Annotated in this window: 17 protein-coding genes; 6 read left to right on the plus strand and 11 right to left on the minus strand. The window is 68.0% G+C overall.

Features of this window, described 5'->3' with window-relative positions; genetic code table 11:
- Positions 1–107: 107 nt before the first annotated feature.
- Genes AC5P6A_RS05260 through AC5P6A_RS05285 form a run of 6 tightly spaced genes read right to left on the minus strand, consistent with a single transcriptional unit; the run spans position 108 to position 4,489 of the window.
- Positions 108–854 carry a hypothetical protein gene (locus tag AC5P6A_RS05260; RefSeq protein ID WP_346714875.1) on the minus strand — a complete coding sequence of 249 codons (747 nt, stop codon included), beginning with the start codon at positions 852–854 and terminating at the stop codon, positions 108–110.
- Positions 854–1,474, minus strand: coding sequence for a DUF3299 domain-containing protein (locus AC5P6A_RS05265; protein ID WP_155029624.1), 621 nt, complete (start codon positions 1,472–1,474; stop codon positions 854–856). The genes AC5P6A_RS05260 and AC5P6A_RS05265 overlap by 1 nt, the downstream gene beginning before the upstream one ends.
- Positions 1,464–2,015, minus strand: a complete 552-nt coding sequence (locus tag AC5P6A_RS05270; protein ID WP_111098515.1) for a DUF3299 domain-containing protein — start codon at positions 2,013–2,015, stop codon at positions 1,464–1,466. Before AC5P6A_RS05270 ends, AC5P6A_RS05265 begins: the two co-directional genes overlap by 11 nt.
- Positions 2,016–2,017: 2 nt before the next feature.
- Positions 2,018–3,271, minus strand: coding sequence for an ABC transporter permease (locus AC5P6A_RS05275; RefSeq protein ID WP_155029625.1), 1,254 nt, complete (start codon positions 3,269–3,271; stop codon positions 2,018–2,020).
- Positions 3,264–3,959, minus strand: coding sequence for an ATP-binding cassette domain-containing protein (locus tag AC5P6A_RS05280; protein ID WP_111101887.1), 696 nt, complete (start codon positions 3,957–3,959; stop codon positions 3,264–3,266). Before AC5P6A_RS05280 ends, AC5P6A_RS05275 begins: the two co-directional genes overlap by 8 nt.
- The gene (locus AC5P6A_RS05285; RefSeq protein WP_134729095.1) at positions 3,956–4,489 is read right to left on the minus strand and encodes a ZrgA family zinc uptake protein; all 534 of its coding nucleotides are present in this window, start codon (positions 4,487–4,489) and stop codon (positions 3,956–3,958) included. The genes AC5P6A_RS05280 and AC5P6A_RS05285 overlap by 4 nt, the downstream gene beginning before the upstream one ends.
- A gap of 32 nt (positions 4,490–4,521) precedes the next feature.
- Here AC5P6A_RS05285 and AC5P6A_RS05290 point away from each other — a divergent pair, with 32 nt between their 5' ends.
- Positions 4,522–4,995: a MerC domain-containing protein gene (locus tag AC5P6A_RS05290; RefSeq protein WP_049409545.1), complete on the plus strand. Its 474-nt coding sequence runs from the start codon at positions 4,522–4,524 to the stop codon at positions 4,993–4,995.
- 97 nt (positions 4,996–5,092) lie between these two features.
- On the opposite strand, the gene AC5P6A_RS05295 is transcribed toward AC5P6A_RS05290, so the two are convergent.
- Positions 5,093–5,995 (minus strand): LysR family transcriptional regulator, encoded by a 903-nt coding sequence (locus AC5P6A_RS05295; RefSeq protein WP_227844287.1) that lies wholly within the window; start codon positions 5,993–5,995, stop codon positions 5,093–5,095.
- A 118-nt stretch (positions 5,996–6,113) separates the two neighbouring features.
- On the opposite strand from AC5P6A_RS05295, the gene dkgB reads away from it, so the two are divergent.
- The 4 genes from dkgB to AC5P6A_RS05315 are packed head-to-tail and all read left to right on the plus strand — an operon-like array spanning position 6,114 to position 9,181.
- Positions 6,114–6,917 (plus strand): 2,5-didehydrogluconate reductase DkgB, encoded by an 804-nt coding sequence (gene dkgB / locus AC5P6A_RS05300; RefSeq protein WP_227844286.1) that lies wholly within the window; start codon positions 6,114–6,116, stop codon positions 6,915–6,917.
- Positions 6,918–6,928: 11 nt separating this feature from the next.
- Positions 6,929–7,903, plus strand: a complete 975-nt coding sequence (locus AC5P6A_RS05305; protein WP_227844285.1) for a TIGR03571 family LLM class oxidoreductase — start codon at positions 6,929–6,931, stop codon at positions 7,901–7,903.
- A gap of 19 nt (positions 7,904–7,922) precedes the next feature.
- Positions 7,923–8,861, plus strand: coding sequence for a cyclase family protein (locus AC5P6A_RS05310; protein ID WP_346714877.1), 939 nt, complete (start codon positions 7,923–7,925; stop codon positions 8,859–8,861).
- Positions 8,858–9,181, plus strand: coding sequence for a MoaF-related domain-containing protein (locus AC5P6A_RS05315; protein ID WP_227844283.1), 324 nt, complete (start codon positions 8,858–8,860; stop codon positions 9,179–9,181). Before AC5P6A_RS05310 ends, AC5P6A_RS05315 begins: the two co-directional genes overlap by 4 nt.
- Positions 9,182–9,200: 19 nt before the next feature.
- Here AC5P6A_RS05315 and AC5P6A_RS05320 read toward each other — a convergent pair whose 3' ends face one another.
- Complete coding sequence (locus tag AC5P6A_RS05320; RefSeq protein ID WP_346714878.1) at positions 9,201–10,154, minus strand: LysR family transcriptional regulator; 954 nt, start codon at positions 10,152–10,154, stop codon at positions 9,201–9,203.
- A gap of 106 nt (positions 10,155–10,260) precedes the next feature.
- Here AC5P6A_RS05320 and AC5P6A_RS05325 point away from each other — a divergent pair, with 106 nt between their 5' ends.
- Positions 10,261–11,004, plus strand: coding sequence for an SDR family oxidoreductase (locus AC5P6A_RS05325; protein ID WP_111098525.1), 744 nt, complete (start codon positions 10,261–10,263; stop codon positions 11,002–11,004).
- Positions 11,005–11,121: 117 nt separating this feature from the next.
- Here AC5P6A_RS05325 and AC5P6A_RS05330 read toward each other — a convergent pair whose 3' ends face one another.
- From AC5P6A_RS05330 to AC5P6A_RS05340, 3 genes are read right to left on the minus strand one after another with little or no spacing between them, the layout of a single operon-like run.
- The gene (locus tag AC5P6A_RS05330; RefSeq protein WP_227844282.1) at positions 11,122–14,199 is read right to left on the minus strand and encodes an efflux RND transporter permease subunit; all 3,078 of its coding nucleotides are present in this window, start codon (positions 14,197–14,199) and stop codon (positions 11,122–11,124) included.
- On the minus strand, positions 14,196–15,368 hold the full coding sequence (locus AC5P6A_RS05335; protein WP_227844281.1) for an efflux RND transporter periplasmic adaptor subunit: 1,173 nt from the start codon (positions 15,366–15,368) through the stop codon (positions 14,196–14,198). Before AC5P6A_RS05335 ends, AC5P6A_RS05330 begins: the two co-directional genes overlap by 4 nt.
- Entirely contained in the window at positions 15,365–16,612 is a 1,248-nt protein-coding gene (locus AC5P6A_RS05340) for a TolC family protein (RefSeq protein ID WP_227844280.1), read from the minus strand. The genes AC5P6A_RS05335 and AC5P6A_RS05340 overlap by 4 nt, the downstream gene beginning before the upstream one ends.
- Positions 16,613–16,670: the final 58 nt, after the last annotated feature.

A 16,670-nucleotide genomic window follows, 5' to 3' on the forward strand; every position in this document is an offset into this window, starting at 1 on the left:
ATGTCCTGTATAGTTATGAAAACAGCACCACCGATTCAGATTGGGGCCCGGGCAATGTTCATGTTGTCGTGCCCCTCATGCTGGGTCGTGCCCGGTGTCAGGGATCATCACCGGCAATCTTCCGGCAGCGCGGCAATCGCCGATACCACTGCCGCCTGCATGCCCTTCCCCACGGCCATGTCCAGTTCCCCGCCAGTTCCCCCATGCTGGCGCCGCAGCTCGTCCTCGCACAGGCCGCGCACCCGCGCACGGGCATTCGCGCGCAGGCTGCTGCACCGCCAGTCGGCGCCACCCAGCGGCAGCACCGAATACACCACGCTGTTGCAGGCGTTGCCGGCACGCTGCTGCAGCGACAGTCCACCAAAATCCCGCGGTTCGCTGCTGCGTTGCGGGTCGAAGTAGCTGTCCGGAAACGTGCGCGCATACTGTTCGATGTCCACGGCCATGCTGCGCCCACCGGCCAACGGCATCTGCAGCGGCTGCCGGCACGGCGTCGCATCGGCGCGGTGCTGGATGTACTGGTAGATCGGCCGGTCCAGCGATGGGTCCTGCTGGGTCACCGCGCTGACTGCCGCCAGCACCGGCAGCGATGCACGATTGGCCATGCGCGCCAGCAGCCCCGCCTGCGCCGGCTGGCAGCGGTCGCGCAATGTTGCTGCGAGCAGGAAGAGCACGTCGTTGCGAAACGCGGGGTCATCACCCAGACGCTGTTCGATACGCTGGCTGGCATCGGACGCCGGTGCCGGAAACGCGACTGCCGGCGGAGCAGCGGGTGCCGCCCGCCGCTGCCACCACACCAGCAGCACAACTGCGCCCAGCAGCACCGCGGTAGCCATGAGCCATCGCCTGCGCATCAGTTGCGGATCGCCGTCAGCGTGGCTGCCGCGGCATCGTAGGACGCGCTGGCGATGTCCGCGTCGAAACGCTTCACCTGCAGGCGGCCGGCAAGCCGGTACGGATCCCACAGATCGCCCAGCGCGATCGGTGTCGCCAGGGTCACGTGGATGATCTGGTTGGGTGGCGGCGGCGGCACATGGATGCACGCGCCGTAGAACGGCACGAACAGCAGTTCATCGACCAGGCCGGCATCGTTGGTGCCGAGCGGCACCACATAGCCATCCAGATCCACCGCGCGACCGTCGACAGCATCGACCACGCGCGAGGAGCCGAACTGCTTGGCCCGGTCCGGGCTGGAATGGTCGATCTCCAGCCCCGGTGGCGTGCCCGAGCCGGTGTCGTCGATCAGGCCACCCACGCCCTCCATGCCATTGCGTGACAGGCCGATCTGCGGGGGTGGGCGCTGGTAGGTCACTTCGTCGGGTCGCAACGCGTCCCAACGGTCGATGGGGGCTTCGGCCGTGGCGGAGGGCGCCGGCTTGTCCTGCGGCGTGACCACCACGGCATCGCCGCCCGGCGCCGTACAGCCTGCCAACCACAGGCATCCCACCGCCAGCAACAGGTGACTACGGTTCATAGGGCCTCAGCTGTGCGTCACGCATGGTGTAGGCCGAACCGGCCAGATCGTCATCCAACCGTTCGGCGCGCAGGGTGCCTGCCAGGAAGAACGGTGAGTACATGTCCGGCATCTCGATCGGGCGCGGCAGCACTACGTGCACGATCTGGTTCGGTGGCGGTGGTGGCACGTGGATGCAGGCGCCGTAGTACGGCACGAACAGGAATTCGGTCAGCCGCCCGTCCTGCGCGTTGGCCAGTGGCACCACGTAACCCGGCAGGCGCACCGGCCGCTGCAGGACCGTGTCCACCGTGCGGAAGGTACCGAACTGCGGCATGCGCCGGCTGCCGTTGTGCTCGACCTCCGGGCCCTCGCCCCGCTCCAGCGCGGCCAGCTCGTCCTTGGGCATCATCTGCAACCAGTCCAGCTCCTGCTCCACAGCGCCTGCAGGGTCATCGCGGTCGACGACCGGCGAGGGTGGCAAGGCCTGTACGCCGGTATCCACCGGCCGCTCACAGGCGGCCAGCGCCAGCACCATTGCCACTACCCGCATCCATCGCATGCTCAGCCTCCCGGTGAAAGGCCATCGGCCAAGGTGCGCCGGTAAGCGAGCAACGCCGGCACCAGCCCGGCTACGGCGCTGATCAGCAGCACGCCCGCAGCCCATGCCAGTTCACGGCCATCCGGCCAGACATGGGTGATCGACAGACCGAAGGTGGCCAGTACCCAGCCGCGCCCGGCAATGCTGGCGACCACCAGCAGCGACAGGGCCAGCACGCAGGCCACCGCACTGGTCGCCACCGCCTCCACCACCAGCAGGCCAGCGATGTAACCCGGTCGCGCGCCGGTGGCACGCAGGATGGCCATCTCACGCCGCCGCTCCTGCAGGGTGGAGACCAGCAGCGCCACCAGCGAGCCCATGCCCAGCAGCACCACCATTGCACTGATCAGCTGCAGGGCTCGCTCGGCGGTGCCCAGCGACTGCCACAGCTGCTGCAGGGTCACGCCGGGCAGGATCGCCAGCATCGCCTCGTCCGGATACTCGTTGATCCTGCGCTGTACCGAGAACGTGGAGATGCGCGAGTTCAGGCCGAGCATGAAGGCGGTGATGCTGGTCGGGGTCAGGTCCAGGTGGCGCGCCTGCTCGGCGCTGACGCTCTGGCTGCGCAGCTGCACGCCCGATCGCCAGTCAACATGGATCGCCTCGATGGCCGGCAGCGAGACCAGCAGCGACGAATCCACCGGCGTGCCGGTGCGCTGCAGGATGCCGGCAACGCGGAACGGCTTGTCGGCATGCGTGGCCAGCGTGACCGCGCCGGTGCCGTGCGCCAGCACGATCTCGTCGCCGAGGCCGACCTTCTGCGCGCGAGCCACCTCCGCGCCGATCACCGCGTCATACAGATCATCGAAGGGCCGCCCCTGTGCAAAGGCCAGCGCGTGGCCGGAACCATAACGATAGTGTTCAAAGTAGCCGCCAGTGGTACCCACTACCCGGTAGCCGCGCCAGGAATCGCCCAGCGACAACGGCACCGACCACTTCACCTGCGGCAATGCGGACAGCTCCTGGTAGGACTGCCAAGACACGTTGTTGGTCGGGTCGCCGATATGGAACACCGAGTACAGCAGCAGGTTCACCGGTCCCGAGCGCGCACCAACGATCAGATCGGTGCCCGATACGGTGCTGGCAAACCCCTCGTGCGCCTGCGTGCGTACACGCTCGACGCCCAGCAGCAGCACCACGCTGAGGGTGATGACCAGCACGGTCAGGCCCACGCTCAACGCGCGGCTGCGCAGGCTGGCCCAGGCAAGCTCAAGCATGGCCGGCACCTGCCTGGTTGATCTCGGACAGTGAAATGGTGCGGTCGAACAACGGCTGCAGGCTGTCGTCATGGCTGACCACCAGCACCGTGGTGCCGGCCGCCTGGCACTGCGCGGACATCAGCTGCAGGAAGGCGGTCGCCGCTTCGCGGTCGAGCGCCGAGGTGGGCTCATCGGCCAGCAGCAACGTCGGACGGCCGATCAGGGCGCGCGCTGCCGCCACGCGTTGTTGCTGGCCAACACTGAGCGTACCCGCCCGCCGCTGCATCAGCTCAGGATTGAGCTGCAGGGCCTGCAGCAGGCGGGCGATCTCGGCATCCAGCGGCCCGCTGATGCGTGCGCTGCGCAGGCGCGAGAAGCGCAGGCCCAGCGCGATGTTGTCGCGCACGGTGAGGAACGGCAGCAGATTGAACTGCTGGAAGATCACGCCCAACTGGTCGGCACGGAAACGATCCCGCGCCGCACCCCCCATGTCCTGCAGTGCGTGGCCGGCCACCTCGACACGCCCCTTGCCGGGCAGCAGCACGCCCGCCAGCAGGCCCAGCAGGGTGCTTTTGCCGCCACCGCTGATGCCGCGCAGCAACACGCTGCTGCCCTGCTCGACCCACAACCGCGGGATGTCCAGCACCAGCCGCGTGCCGTAGCCGAACTGCACGTCTTCCAGCGAGATCACCGGTGCCGCGCTCACGGTGCCAGCACCACGCGCAGGTTGTCAGGCGTCAGCACACTGCGGTTCTGGCCATTGGCGGTTGCACTGTTGACGATGACTTCGTGCAAGCCCGGGAACAGCACGGGCAAGCGCACGACGATCGCCCGCAGCTCGGCAGGTTTGGCACAGTGGTACTGCAGCGTTGCGCTGAAACCTGCGTGCCGGTGCTGTCCCGGCGGCGGCGCGGCGGCCGTCGCGTCGAAACCCTCCGCATCGGCTTTACCGGTGGCCAGACGGCACTCTGCAGCGGTGGGCAAGGTGACCCAGTTGCCGCCCTTCAGCAATGACGTCGCCCGTGCCAGCGCGGCCTGCTCGGCTGCATTGGCGGGCGGCCGCTCGTAATCGAGGATGCCGATGCCGGGGGCCTGAAGGGCGAATTCCAGGGTTTGCTGGTCAAGCGCAACATCCACTGTTGCCTGGCCATGCACGTGCGGTGCGTGCTGGCGGATGTCATGGGCCTGTGCGGCGCTGGCAGCCAGCAGCAGGAATAGAACAGCAGGAAGCTTCATGGGGGAGTCTCCAATTGTTACTATGTAACATTATGGACCATATCCCCACGACGCCCGCAAGGGCCTTGGCCCAGCCGCCAACTTCGGCACGCTGGCACCCCCGCTTCGATCTTGCCGGTGCCTGGCTGTCCCTGGCCTGCGCCGCCCACTGCATCGCCCTGCCCCTGCTGCTGGCCTTCGTACCGGCAGCGATGATGGCGCTGCGCTCGTTCCAGCATCCCGGCCATGGCGCGATGACATTGCTGCTGATGATGTCGCGCTGGGAGTGGCTGTTCGCGCTGCTGGCCTCCTCGCTGGCCTTGGCGAGCACCTCGGCCGGGGTGCACCGGCACGGGCGCTGGCAGCCCCTGCGGCTGGCCTGCGCCGGCGCCATCCTGCTGCTGTCGGCCTCTCTGTATCTGCCGCTGAAGGAATCGCTGCTCTGGCATGGCGTAGCGACAGCCAGTGGTGGCGCGCTGCTGGCGTTCGCTCACATCGGCAACCGGCGCGCGCTGCGCAAACGATAGTGCCGGCCGCTGGCCGGACGGAAAAACACCATCCACGCAGGGCGTGGATCTACTGATGCACTTCCGGCAGCCGGCCAGCGGCCGGCTCTACCCCGCCTTATTCGTCAAACGGACGCTGGCCGAGCGTCTGCGTCACGTGGTCGACGAAACAGGTGATGCGGGCGGCCAGCGCGGTGTTGCGGTAGTACACCGCATTGATCGGCTGCCGCACCTCCTGCGTCTGCTTGGCGAACAGCTGCACCAGGCGGCCCTCACGCCGATCCTGGCGGGTCAGGAAGTCGGACAGGCAGGCGATGCCCAGCCCGGCCACCGCCATCTGCCGCAGCGTCTCGCCGCTGGATGAAGCGATCGCCGGCGCGATCACGAAAGGGCCGCCATCGGCATCGTGTAGTGGCCATTCGTTCAACGAACTGGGCTGGGTAAAACCCAGCAGGTCGTGCTCGCGCAACTGCTCCACGCGCGTCGGCGTGCCGTGCCGTCGCAGGTACTCGGGGCTGGCCACCACGCGGATGCGGCTGTGACCGATCGGTCGCGCATGCAGGGTGGAATCGCGCAGCACGCCGATGCGGAACGCCACATCGGTGCGCTTTTCGATCAGGTCGGTGATGCCCTCGTTGGAATTCAGCTCCAGCTCCACCTGCGGGTAGCGCTCGCGAAAGCCCTCCAGCAGCGGCACGATCACGTGCAGCATGAACGGCGTGGCGGCGTCCACGCGCAGGCGCCCGACCGGCTGCAGCCGCCGCGCGGCCATCTGTTCCTCGGCCTCGTCCACCGTGGCCAGGATCGTGCGCGCGTACTCCAGGAACGCCGCGCCCTCTTCGGTCAGTTCCAGCCGCCGCGTGGTCCGCCGCAGCAGCGTGGTCTGCAGCTTGTCCTCCAGCCGCGCCAAGGTGCGGCTGGTGGCGGAGATGGTCAGCTCCAGCTCTTCGGCCGCGGCCGTGATCGAACCGCTGTCGACCACGGCCACGAAGGCCTTCAGCTCATCCAGGGTGGTTTTCATTTTTTACCTCGGCGCAAAAGCATTTCCCGTATACACGGCTTAATCAACAAATGTAAAGCGCCCACACTTCGCCCTGTCCCGAGCCCACCGGCTCTCAACGAAGTCCCTGGAGTCCATCATGAGCGTTCCTTCCTTTGGCGTCGGCACCTTCCGCCTGACCGGCCAGACCGTCATCGATTCGGTGCGCAACGCCCTCGACGTCGGCTACCGTGCGATCGATACCGCGCAGATCTATGGCAACGAAGCCGAAGTCGGCCAGGCCATCGCCGAATCCGGCGTCCCACGCGACCAGCTGTTCCTGACCACCAAGATCTGGGTGGACAACTACGCCGCCGACAAGCTGATCCCGAGCCTGCGCGACAGCCTGGCCAAGCTGCGCACCGACTATGTCGACCTGCTGCTGATCCACTGGCCGGCGCCGGGCAATGGCGTTGAACTGCGCGAGTACATGACCGCGCTGGCCGACGCCAAGACGCTGGGCCTGACCCGCCAGATCGGTGTGTCCAACTTCAACATCGAGCTGACCCGGCAGGCCATCGAGGTGGTCGGTGCCGGCGAGATCGCCACCAACCAGATCGAACTGAGCCCCTACCTGCAGAACCCGGCACTGACCACCTTCCTGCAGGACCAGGGCATCACCGTGACCTCCTACATGACCCTGGCCTACGGCAAGGTGCTGAAGGATCCGGTGCTGGCCACCATCGCCGGCAAGCACCAGGCCACCGTGGCCCAGGTTGCGCTGGCGTGGGCGCTGCAGCGGGGTTACTCGGTCATTCCGTCCTCGACCAAGCGCGAGAACCTGGCCAGCAACCTGCTCGCCCAGGACCTGCACCTGGATGCCGATGACATGGCCGCGATCGCCGCGCTTGACCGCAACGGCCGCGAAGTCGATCCGCCGGGCCTGGCCCCGGCCTGGGACTGAGGAGCCTCGCCATGGGCAGTGCGTTGGCGCGGCTGCAGGCCGGTGGTTTCAGCATCGGCATCGAAGCACCGCTGGACAATGACTGGACGCCGCTGGGCGAACAGGCACGACGCGCCGCGCGACGCCTGCCCGGCGAACCGGACCTGCAGCGCCATGCAGAACTGGCACGCTTGGCCGACCGCCTCGGCTTCCGTGCGCTGTGGGTGCGCGACGTACCGGTGTACGACCCGGCCTTCGGCGATGCGGCGCAGGTGTTCGAGGTATTCAGTTACCTCGGCTACCTGGCCGGCATCACCAATGACATCCTGCTGGGCACCGGTGCGGTGGTGCTGCCGATCCGTGAGCCGTTGCTGACCCTGAAGTCGGCGCGCAGCGTGCAGCGGCTGAGCGGAGACCGCCTGCTGCTGGGCGTAGCCAGTGGCGACCGCCCGGTGGAGTACCCGCTGTTCGGCCGCGATTTCGACACGCGGGGCAGCCGCTTCCGCGAGCAGATCGCATTGCTGCGCGAAGGCGCCGCCGCGCACCTGCCGCAGGGCTTGGACGTGCTGCCTGCGGTTGGCCCGGCCCTGCCGTTGTTCGTGGCAGGCCTGGCCCAGCAGCAACCGGCGTGGATCGGCCAGCACATGGATGGCTGCCTGGCCTACCCGGGCACGCCACAGGACCATGCGCAGCGCGTGGCGGCCTGGCGCGCCGTGGCCGGCAACAAGCCGTATGCCAGCTTCATCCACCTGGACCTGGTGGCCGATGCCGATGCCCCGCTGCAGCGCTGGCGCTTTGGGCTGCGCGGCGGCCGCAAGGCCCTGCTGGCCGAGCTGCACGCCATGCAGGCGGCCGGTGTCGACCACATCGGCCTGCAGTTCCGCCGCAACGAACGGCCGTTGGCCGAGACCTTCCACGAGATCGCCGAGTACGTGCTGCCGCACTTCCCGGCCCATGCCGACGCCGCTGCGCCGCATGCCCCGCTTGCCGCCCCCGCGACGGCCTGACAGTTACCGGAGCTTTGCCATGAAGATCAAGACCCTGGCCGCGCTTGCGCTGGCCACCCTGCCGCTGTCCTTCCAGGCCACCGCCGAGGACTGGTACCCCTCTGCCTACGGCGCCAACGACGAGATCGGCGCCGCCAACCTGCTCACCACGGACGTGGTCAAGCACGCGGTATCGCTGGTCAGGACCGGCAAGACCTATCCGCTGGCGGTGCCGGTGGACAAGAACCTGCCCGCGTTCCGCCACCGCAGCTTCCGCCTGTACAACGTGCAGGTCGGCCAGCAGGCCGGCACGTCGCTGGGCCCCAACAAGTTCACCTTCAACGACGAACTGGTGAACGCCTGGACCGGCGTTGGCACCCAGCTCAACGGCATCGGCCATATCGGCATCAACAACGTCTACTACAACGGCAACAAGGCCGCCGACTTCGTCACCGTGGACGGTGTGCGCAAGCTCGGCGTCGAGAAGGTGCCGCCAATGGTCACCCGCGGCGTCGTGCTGGACATGACCGCGTACTACGGCAAGGCGATCGTGCCCGGTGGCACCGAGTTCACCGTGACCGACATCCAGGCCGTGCTGAAGAAGCAGGGCCTGAGCCTGCGCAAGGGCGACGTGGTGCTGTTCAACACCGGCTGGCTGGAACTGATCGGCAAGGACGACAAACAGTTCCTGGAAGTGGAACCGGGCATCGGCATGGAGGCGGCGAAGTGGCTGGCCGACCAGGGCATCGTCGCCTTCGGTGGCGACACCTGGGCCTCGGAGGTCTACCCGAACCCGAACGGTGCCGAGGAGTTCCCGATCAACCAGTACATGCTGGCCAAGCGCGGCATCTACAACCTGGAGCTGATCGACAGCCGTGCGCTGGTGCGCGACAAGGCCTGGGAATTCCTGTTCGTGCTCGGCCAGCCGCTGTACGTCGGCTCGACCCAGGTCAACATAAACCCGGTGGCGATCCGATGAACGCGGCGTCCACCCTGCCACTGTTCGCCGGCCGCCGCTTCCGCGTCAGCTATGACGGCCTGACGGCAGACAACGCATACAGTGCCGATGGCCGCCATGTGCAGTATGCCATCGTCTCTGGCGCCTATGCCGGTGCACAGGGTGAAGCCGCCTGCGAGTGGCAGCAGATCAGCGACGGGGTCTATGCCATTTCGTGGCAGGAAGCCGATGGCGCTACGGTCGTGCATGTCGATGACTTCGCGTGCGGGCATTCGCTGGCCTGGTTCACCGCCACCGATGGCAGTTTCCATCGCATGCAGGGGCCGCTGCACGCGCTGTGATGCCGGCCAGCGGCCGGCACTACCCCCTGCGGTCGGACAGCTTCGCGTGCCGCTCCGGTAGTGCCGGCCGCTGGCCGGCAACCCCGGTCTGCTCGAACACCCCGGCCACCCAGTCGATGAACACCCGCAAGCGCGGCGACGGCGTGCGGTTGCGCGGGTAGACCAGGCTCAACGGGCTTGGGGTCGGCGGCGCGTCCGGCAACAGCTCCACCAGCTGCCCGCGCGCGATATACGGGTCCATCCGGTAGCGCGGAGCCTGGATGATGCCCAGGCCCGCCAGCGCGGCGCCGAGGAACGCATCCGCACCGGACACACGCACCCGCGCCGGCAGCGGCACGTAGCGTACCTGCCCGCCCTGCTGGAACTCCAGCGGAATCAGCTGGCCGGTGGCGCTGGAGCGATAGCCGACCATCTGGTGGCCGTCCTGCAGGGCATCGATGCTGCCCGGCGCGCCGCTGACCTGCAAATAGCTTGGCGAGGCCACCGTCACCTCGCGCAGCATCGTCAACCGGCGCGCCGCCAGATCGCTATCGGCCAGCGTCCCCACCCGCAACGCTGCATCCACGCCTTCGCGCAGCAGGTCGACATAGCGGTCGCCTTCGCTGACGTCCAGTTCGATCTCCGGGTAGCGCTGCAGGAAGTCCGGCAGCTGCGGAAACAGCAGGTGCCGGCCCAGCGTGCCGTGCACTTCAATGCGCAAGGGGCCGCGCGGCGGCGCGTCACGGAAGGCGGCCTCGGCATCGTCCATGTCGGCGATCAGGCGCAGGCAACGGCCATAGAAGGCCTCGCCTTCCAACGTCGGCACCACCAGCCGCGTGGTCCTGTGCAGCAGGCGCACGCCCAGCCGCTGTTCCAGCGCCTTGATCGCGTCGGTCACCGTGGCCCGCGGCAGGCCGAGGTCCTCGGAGGCCCGGGTGAAGCTACGGCGCTCGACGATACGGACGAAGGCGCGCATGGCCGTAAAGCGGTCCATTGTTCGGCTATCCGGATGATGTTGGCGGATTATGCAGGATTATCCGAACGTGCGATGGCGCGAACATGGCCCTGCGCCGCTCCGGCGCGCCCCAGTGGAAGCCACCATGACCCTCTCCCCCGCCCGCTCTGTCGCTCTGGTCACCGGCGGCTCCCGTGGCATCGGCGCGGCCATCTCCCGCCGCCTGGCCGCCGATGGCCACGCGGTCGCGATCAACTATGCGGGCCGCCGCGACGACGCCGAAGCCTTGGCGGCCGAACTCGACGCAGCCGGCGCGCAGGCCATCGCGCTGCAGGCCGATGTGGCCGATCCGCAGGCGGTCTACCAGCTGTTCAACGCCATCGAGGCCCGTTTCGGCGGCATCGACGTGGTGGTCAACAGCGCCGGCGTATTGCAGCTGGCGCCGCTCGCCGACACCGACGACGCCCTGTTCGAGCGGGTGATCGGCATCAACCTCAAGGGCGCCTTCAACGTGCTGCGCGAAAGCGCGCGACGGGTGCGCGACGGCGGGCGCATCGTCACGCTGTCCACCAGCGTGGTCGGGACCCGGCTGGAGAACTACAGCGTGTATGCGGCCAGCAAGTCGGCGGTGGAGACCATGGGCGCGATCCTCAGCAAGGAGCTGCGCGGGCGCAACATCACCGTGAACGCCGTGGCGCCGGGCCCGACCGCCACCGATCTGTTCCTGGATGGGAAATCGCCCGAGCTGATCGAGCGGTTGGCGAAGATGAACCCCCTGGAGCGGCTGGGTACGCCGGAGGACATCGCCGGTGCGGTGGCGTTCCTGGTTGGTGCCGATGGCGGGTGGATCAACGGCCAGGTGCTGCGCGCCAATGGCGGGATGGTGTAGTCCGCACAGGTGGCATCCACGCATGGCGCGACGCCCTTGTAGAGCCGAGCCCATGCTCGGCTGCTCTTCGCGCAAAGGCCAGAAGCAGCCGAGCATGGGCTCGGCTCTACAGGTAGGTCAGGCGATGCGCGCCTCGCGGCGGCGATGCACCCAGTAGTACAACGTGGGCAGTACCAGCAGGGTCAGCAGCATCGCCGACAGCAGGCCGCCGATCACCACCACCGCCAGCGGTTTCTGGGTCTCGGCACCAATCGCATGCGAGGTGGCCATCGGCAGCAGGCCGAACATCGCCAGCAGTGCGGTCATCAGTACGGTGCGCAGGCGCTGCAGCGAGCCCTGCACGACCGACTGCAGCAGGTCCATGCCCTGCTCGCGCAGCTGCGCGAAGCGACTGAGCATCACCACCCCGTTCAGCACCGCCTGCCCGAACAATGCAATGAAGCCGATCGCCGCCGACACCGACAGTGGAATCCCAGTCAACCACAGGGCGAGGATGCCCCCGATCATCGCAAGTGGCACGTTGGCCAGGATCAGCGCGGCGCTGCTGATGTCCTTGAAGGCATCGAACAGCAGCACGAAGATGATCAGCACCGACAGCGGAATCACCCAGCCCAGCCGCTTCATCGCACGCTGCTGGTTCTCGAACTCGCCAGACCACTCCAGCCGGTAGCCGTCCGGCAGCTGCACGTTGGCGTCCACGCGCTTGCGCATGTCGGCCACCACGCTGCCCATGTCACGGCCGGCGATGAAGATGCTCACGGCCTTGACGCGCTGTGCGTTCTCGCGCGAGATGTTGATCGCGCCGCTGGCCATGCGGAAATCGGCGACGTCGGACAGCGTCACCGTGTGGCCATCGCCGATGCCGACCGGGACCGTGCGCAACTGTTGCAGGTCACGGTCGGCGTCGTCCAGGCGCAGCGTGATCGGGAACCTGCGGTCACCTTCCCACAATTCACCGACCTGGCGCCCGCCCAGTGCGGTCTCGATCACCTCGTCGATGTCGCGCACGTTCAAGCCATAGCGCGCGGCGCGGTCGCGATCGATCTCGATCTGCAGCTGCGGCAATGAACCGTCACGGTCGATGAAGGCACTCTCTACGCCCTCCACGCTACGCACCTGTCCCAGGATCGCCTGCGCCTGCTGGTTGAGCACGTTCAGATCCGAGCCGCTGACCTTGATCACCACCTGGCCCTTGATCTGCGAGATGCTCTCCAGGATGTTGTCGCGCACCGGCTGCGAGATCGAGAACTCCGGCCCCGGAATGCGCTGCTCCAAGGTGCGCTGCAGATCGCTCACCAGCTGCCGCTTGTCCACGCCCTTCGGCCATTCCTTCTCAGGCTTCAACGCCACCAGCGCCTCGATCTGGTTGGCGCCCTTGGCATCGGACCCGTCTTCCGGGCGCCCCAGCTTGGCCACCACGGTCGATACCTGCGGGAACGTGCCCACCAGCTCGCGGATGCGCCGCGACTGCTGCTGCGCTTCGGCCAGGCTGGTGCTGGGGTCGAGCGTGGCGGTCAGCCAGATCGAGCCTTCGTCCAGCTCCGGCAGGAACTCCGAACCCAACCGGGTACCCAATGCCAGCGTGCCGACCAGCAGCGCAACTGCGGTCAGTACCACCGCACGCGGGCGGGCCAGTGCGCGCTCCAGGACCGGCCGGTACCAGCCGGTCAGGCGGTCCATCAGCGGATTGCCGTCGCGCATGCGGTCGCGCCGCAGCCACCAGTAGCAGAACAACGGCACCACGGTCAGTGCCAGGATCAATGCACCGATCAATGCAGAGGTCACCGAGTACGCCATCGGCGCGAACATGCGTCCTTCCTGGCGCTGCAGGGTGAAGATCGGGATATGCGCGGCGATGATGATCAGCATCGAGAAGAACGTCGGCCGCCCCACTTCCGATGCGGCCGAGAGAATGGTCGAGAACCGTGTCTTCCGGTCTGCCGCAGGTGGCAGCTTCGACAATCGCGAGACGATGTGCTCGGTCACGATCACCGCGCCATCGATGATGATGCCGAAGTCCATCGCACCCAACGACAGCAGGTTGGCCGGTACGCCCCACAGATGCAGGCCGAGGAAGGTCGACAGCAGCGCCAGCGGCATCATCGCCGCCACGATCAGCGCGGCACGGGCGTTGTACAGGAACAGCCACAGCACCAGGAACACCAGCACCGCGCCTTCCAGCAGGTTGCGGAAGACCGTCTTCAGCGTGGTCGAGACCAGCCATGAGCGGTCGTAGAACGGCTCGATGCTGACCCCGGCCGGCAGCTGGTTGGCCTCGATCTCGGCGATGCGCGCATGCAGGGCGTCGAGCACGTCGGACGGGTTCTCGCCCTTGCGCATCAGCACCATGCCGAACACCGCATCGTCATTGTCGTCCTGGCCGACCAGGCCCTGCCGGGGCAGCCCGGTATCGGCGATGCCGGCCAGGTCACGTACCAGGATCGGCGTTCCTCCGCGTTGCGCCACCACCACGTTGCCGATGTCGGCCGGCGAGCGCATCAGGCCCACGCCACGGATCAGGAACTGCTGCTGGCCGCGTTCCACGTAGCCGCCGCCGGCATTCGAGCTGCCCCTCTCCAGCGCCTCGGCGAACTCACCCAGGCTGATGCCGCGATCACGCAGCTTGTCCAGGTCCGGCTTGACCTGGAAGGTACGCGCGAAGCCGCCGAAACTGATCACATCGGCCACGCCCGGCACGGTGCGCAGGCTGCGCTCCATCGTCCATTCCTGCACGGTGCGCAGCTGGGTTGGCGTCATGTGCGGGCCTTTCAGCACATAGCGGTAGATCTCACCTACCGCCGAGCTCATCGCCTCCAGTTCCGGGGTCACCCCTTCCGGCAGCTCCACGCCCTGCAGGCGCTCCAGGACCTGCTGGCGTGCGAAGTAGTCATCGGCCTTGTCGTCGAAGGTCAGGATGATCATCGACAGGCCGAACTGCGTATGCGAGAACACCCGCACCGAATGCGGGATGCCGGACAACGCCACCTCCAGTGGCATCGTCACCTCGCGCTCGACCTCCTCGGCGGCACGGCCCGGGTGCAGCGACACCACGGTCACCTGGGTGTCGGATACATCCGGAAAGGCCTCCACTGGCAGCACGCGGAACGCGGCAATGCCAGCGCCGATGAACAACAGCAGCGCCAGCATCACCATCAAGGGCTGGCGCAGGCAATAGGCAATCAGGCGATCGATCATGGCGCGGCGTGCCCCGTGCCGGTGCTGACGGTTGCCGGCGCGCTGTCCACCAGTTGCTGCAGCAGCAGGCCGCCCTCGACCACCACCCTGCTGCCAACCGCCAGGCCGTCACGCACCCACAGCCGGCCATCGCCCAGCTCCTCGGCATGCACGGCGCGGCGCACGAAGCGGCCCTTGCCCTCCTCCACGAACACCACCTGCTTGCCGTCGATCAACAACACGGCCGCATCGGGCAGCGAGACACCGCCCTCGGCCGGCAACGCCACCTGGGCGCGCACGTACTGCCCCGCCTTGAAGCCGCGTGCGCGGTTGTCCAGCTCGGCGCGCGCCTGCACCACGCGGCGTTCGCTGTCGACGAAGTCATCCACGTGCTGCAGGGTCGCCTGCAGCGGCTGTCCATCGGCCCCGGGCACGCTCACCTGCATGCCCGCCTTCAAACGTCCGGCCAGGCCCTCCGGTACATCCAGCTGCAACCACAGGCGGTCCGGATCGCCAATCACCGCCAGTGGCCGTTCGCTGTCGGGGCTGACCGCCATGCCCGGGCTCATCCGCCGCTCCACCAGCACGCCATCGATCGGCGCGCGCAGCGGCAGGCGCTGATCGACGTGCTGGCCATTGCCATAGGCCTTGGCGAAGGCGGTGGCACGCGCGTGATCGGCCTGGCTGCCGGCGAAATTGGCCTCGGCCTCGTCCAGTTCGCGCCCCGACGCCACACCTGCCGCATGCAACTCGCGGGTGCGCTCCAGCTCCTTGCGGGCCTGCTGCAGCTCGGCGCGACCGCGCACGCCCTCCGCCTGGGCCTGGCCGAATTCGGGCGAAGTGATCCAGGCGATCACCTGGCCCGCCTTCACTTTCTGCCCCGGCTGTGCCTCGATACGCGCCACCTGCCCCGCCAACGGCGTACGCAGCGCGCTTGAGCGCGTCTCGTCCCAGACCACCCGGCCCGGCAGCTGCAGGCTGGCGCTGGCGCCGGCGGTGACCGCCTCGCTGCGTAGCACGTCCAGCTGGCGGCTACCGGCAGGAAACTGGATCTGGCCAGCACTGACCTTCGGCGCGTCCTCGGTATACGGCGCCGGTTCGCGGCCGCAGCCGCCCAGCAGGGCCAGCGCCAGGAAGGCCGGCAGCACGGCCTGTCGCGCCTGCGGTCGATAAGCGACGGTGGACTTCATCGGGACTCTCCTTCAGCAACGGATGTGGCCGCTTCCCAGCGCGCCAGGGCAATGGCATGGTCGGCACGCGCATCGATCAGCGCCGTCTCGAAGTCGCGCCAGCTGCGGCGCGCATCCAGCAGATCGGTCAGGCTGGCGGCGCCGCGCCGGTAGGCCAGTTCGATGCCCTGCACCGCCCTGCGTGCGGCGTCGGACTGCAGTCCCTCATAGTCGCTGCGGCGCTGTGCGGCGGACTGCGCGCTGGCCTGCAGCTGGTCCAGCTCGGCGCGTGCTTCGCGCTGCAGTACCTGCAGCTCCAGCGCGGCGCTGTCACGATCGGCCTCGGCACGCTGGATCGCGCCGCGTGCACGTGGCGGGCCGCCGAGCGGGATGGTCAATGACACTCCCCAGGTGACACCGCTGATGTCGGTCGGCTCGCGCTCGGCCTCCACACCCAGCTGGATGTCGCGATGGCGCTCACTGCGCGCCAGTGCCACACCGGCGTCGGCCGCGGCCAGGCGCGAACGTGCCGCGCGCAGATCGGCACGCTGCTGCGGATCGAACGCACGCACGCTGGCCACGCTGCTGGCCTCCGGCCAAGGATCATCGGCGCTAAGGTCATGGCTGTCGTCGCGGCCGAGCAGCAGCCCCAGCGCATGCCGTGCATCGCGCAGATCCAGGGCCGCCTCGCGCGCCGCATCGGCCACCGCCAGGTCGTCCACTGCCAGCCGCGCGCGGTCGACCGGCGCCATCGCCCCGGTGGCAACCTGCTTGTCCGCCGCCGCCATCTGCTCGGCCGAACTCTGGCGGTTGGCCTCGGCAATCTGCGCCCGCTCCTGTGCGCCCTTCAGAGCGAAATAGGTTTCATGCAGCGCCACCTGCTGGCGGCGCCGCGCATCGAGCATCTCCAGCCCGGCCACTTCCAGCAGCGCATCGGCCTGGCGGATACGCAACGCACGCTTGCCACCGCGCTCCCAGGTCCAGCCCAGGCCCACGGTGCTGTCCACCCGCTTGTCCTGCCAGCGTCCGGAGCCGATGCCATGCTTGGGGCTGATCTTGCTGGTGCCGATCGACAACTCGGTCGCCGGGCGCAACGCCGCCGTCTGCACATCGCCCTGCACGCCGCGCAGCTCCAGTGCCGCCGCACGCAGGTCCGGGTTGTGTGCTTCCATGGCGCGCTGCGCTTCCTGCAGGGACAGCGCCGAAGCCGCAGGCGCGCACGAAAGGGCGGCCAGCAGGGCCGCAAGACAACGGGAGAAATTCATGCACGTCACGGTAAGGTGATGCACTTGCGCCAAACTTGCCCCAACCTTGCACGAAGCT

The sequence above is a fragment of the Stenotrophomonas sp. YJH_SMC_20 genome, assembly GCF_059367845.1.

Excerpts from the sequence above, each read along its gene's own strand:
- AC5P6A_RS05260 (WP_346714875.1), bottom strand. The coding sequence starts at position 854 with ATGCGCAGGCGATGGCTCATGGCTACCGCGGTGCTGCTGGGCGCAGTT.
- AC5P6A_RS05265 (WP_155029624.1), bottom strand. The coding sequence starts at position 1,474 with ATGAACCGTAGTCACCTGTTGCTGGCGGTGGGATGCCTGTGGTTGGCA.
- AC5P6A_RS05270 (WP_111098515.1), bottom strand. The coding sequence starts at position 2,015 with ATGCGATGGATGCGGGTAGTGGCAATGGTGCTGGCGCTGGCCGCCTGT.
- AC5P6A_RS05275 (WP_155029625.1), bottom strand. The coding sequence starts at position 3,271 with ATGCTTGAGCTTGCCTGGGCCAGCCTGCGCAGCCGCGCGTTGAGCGTG.
- AC5P6A_RS05285 (WP_134729095.1), bottom strand. The coding sequence starts at position 4,489 with ATGAAGCTTCCTGCTGTTCTATTCCTGCTGCTGGCTGCCAGCGCCGCA.
- AC5P6A_RS05290 (WP_049409545.1), top strand. The coding sequence starts at position 4,522 with ATGGACCATATCCCCACGACGCCCGCAAGGGCCTTGGCCCAGCCGCCA.
- AC5P6A_RS05295 (WP_227844287.1), bottom strand. The coding sequence starts at position 5,995 with ATGAAAACCACCCTGGATGAGCTGAAGGCCTTCGTGGCCGTGGTCGAC.
- dkgB (WP_227844286.1), top strand. The coding sequence starts at position 6,114 with ATGAGCGTTCCTTCCTTTGGCGTCGGCACCTTCCGCCTGACCGGCCAG.
- AC5P6A_RS05305 (WP_227844285.1), top strand. The coding sequence starts at position 6,929 with ATGGGCAGTGCGTTGGCGCGGCTGCAGGCCGGTGGTTTCAGCATCGGC.
- AC5P6A_RS05310 (WP_346714877.1), top strand. The coding sequence starts at position 7,923 with ATGAAGATCAAGACCCTGGCCGCGCTTGCGCTGGCCACCCTGCCGCTG.
- AC5P6A_RS05315 (WP_227844283.1), top strand. The coding sequence starts at position 8,858 with ATGAACGCGGCGTCCACCCTGCCACTGTTCGCCGGCCGCCGCTTCCGC.
- AC5P6A_RS05320 (WP_346714878.1), bottom strand. The coding sequence starts at position 10,154 with ATGGACCGCTTTACGGCCATGCGCGCCTTCGTCCGTATCGTCGAGCGC.
- AC5P6A_RS05325 (WP_111098525.1), top strand. The coding sequence starts at position 10,261 with ATGACCCTCTCCCCCGCCCGCTCTGTCGCTCTGGTCACCGGCGGCTCC.
- AC5P6A_RS05330 (WP_227844282.1), bottom strand. The coding sequence starts at position 14,199 with ATGATCGATCGCCTGATTGCCTATTGCCTGCGCCAGCCCTTGATGGTG.
- AC5P6A_RS05335 (WP_227844281.1), bottom strand. The coding sequence starts at position 15,368 with ATGAAGTCCACCGTCGCTTATCGACCGCAGGCGCGACAGGCCGTGCTG.
- AC5P6A_RS05340 (WP_227844280.1), bottom strand. The coding sequence starts at position 16,612 with ATGAATTTCTCCCGTTGTCTTGCGGCCCTGCTGGCCGCCCTTTCGTGC.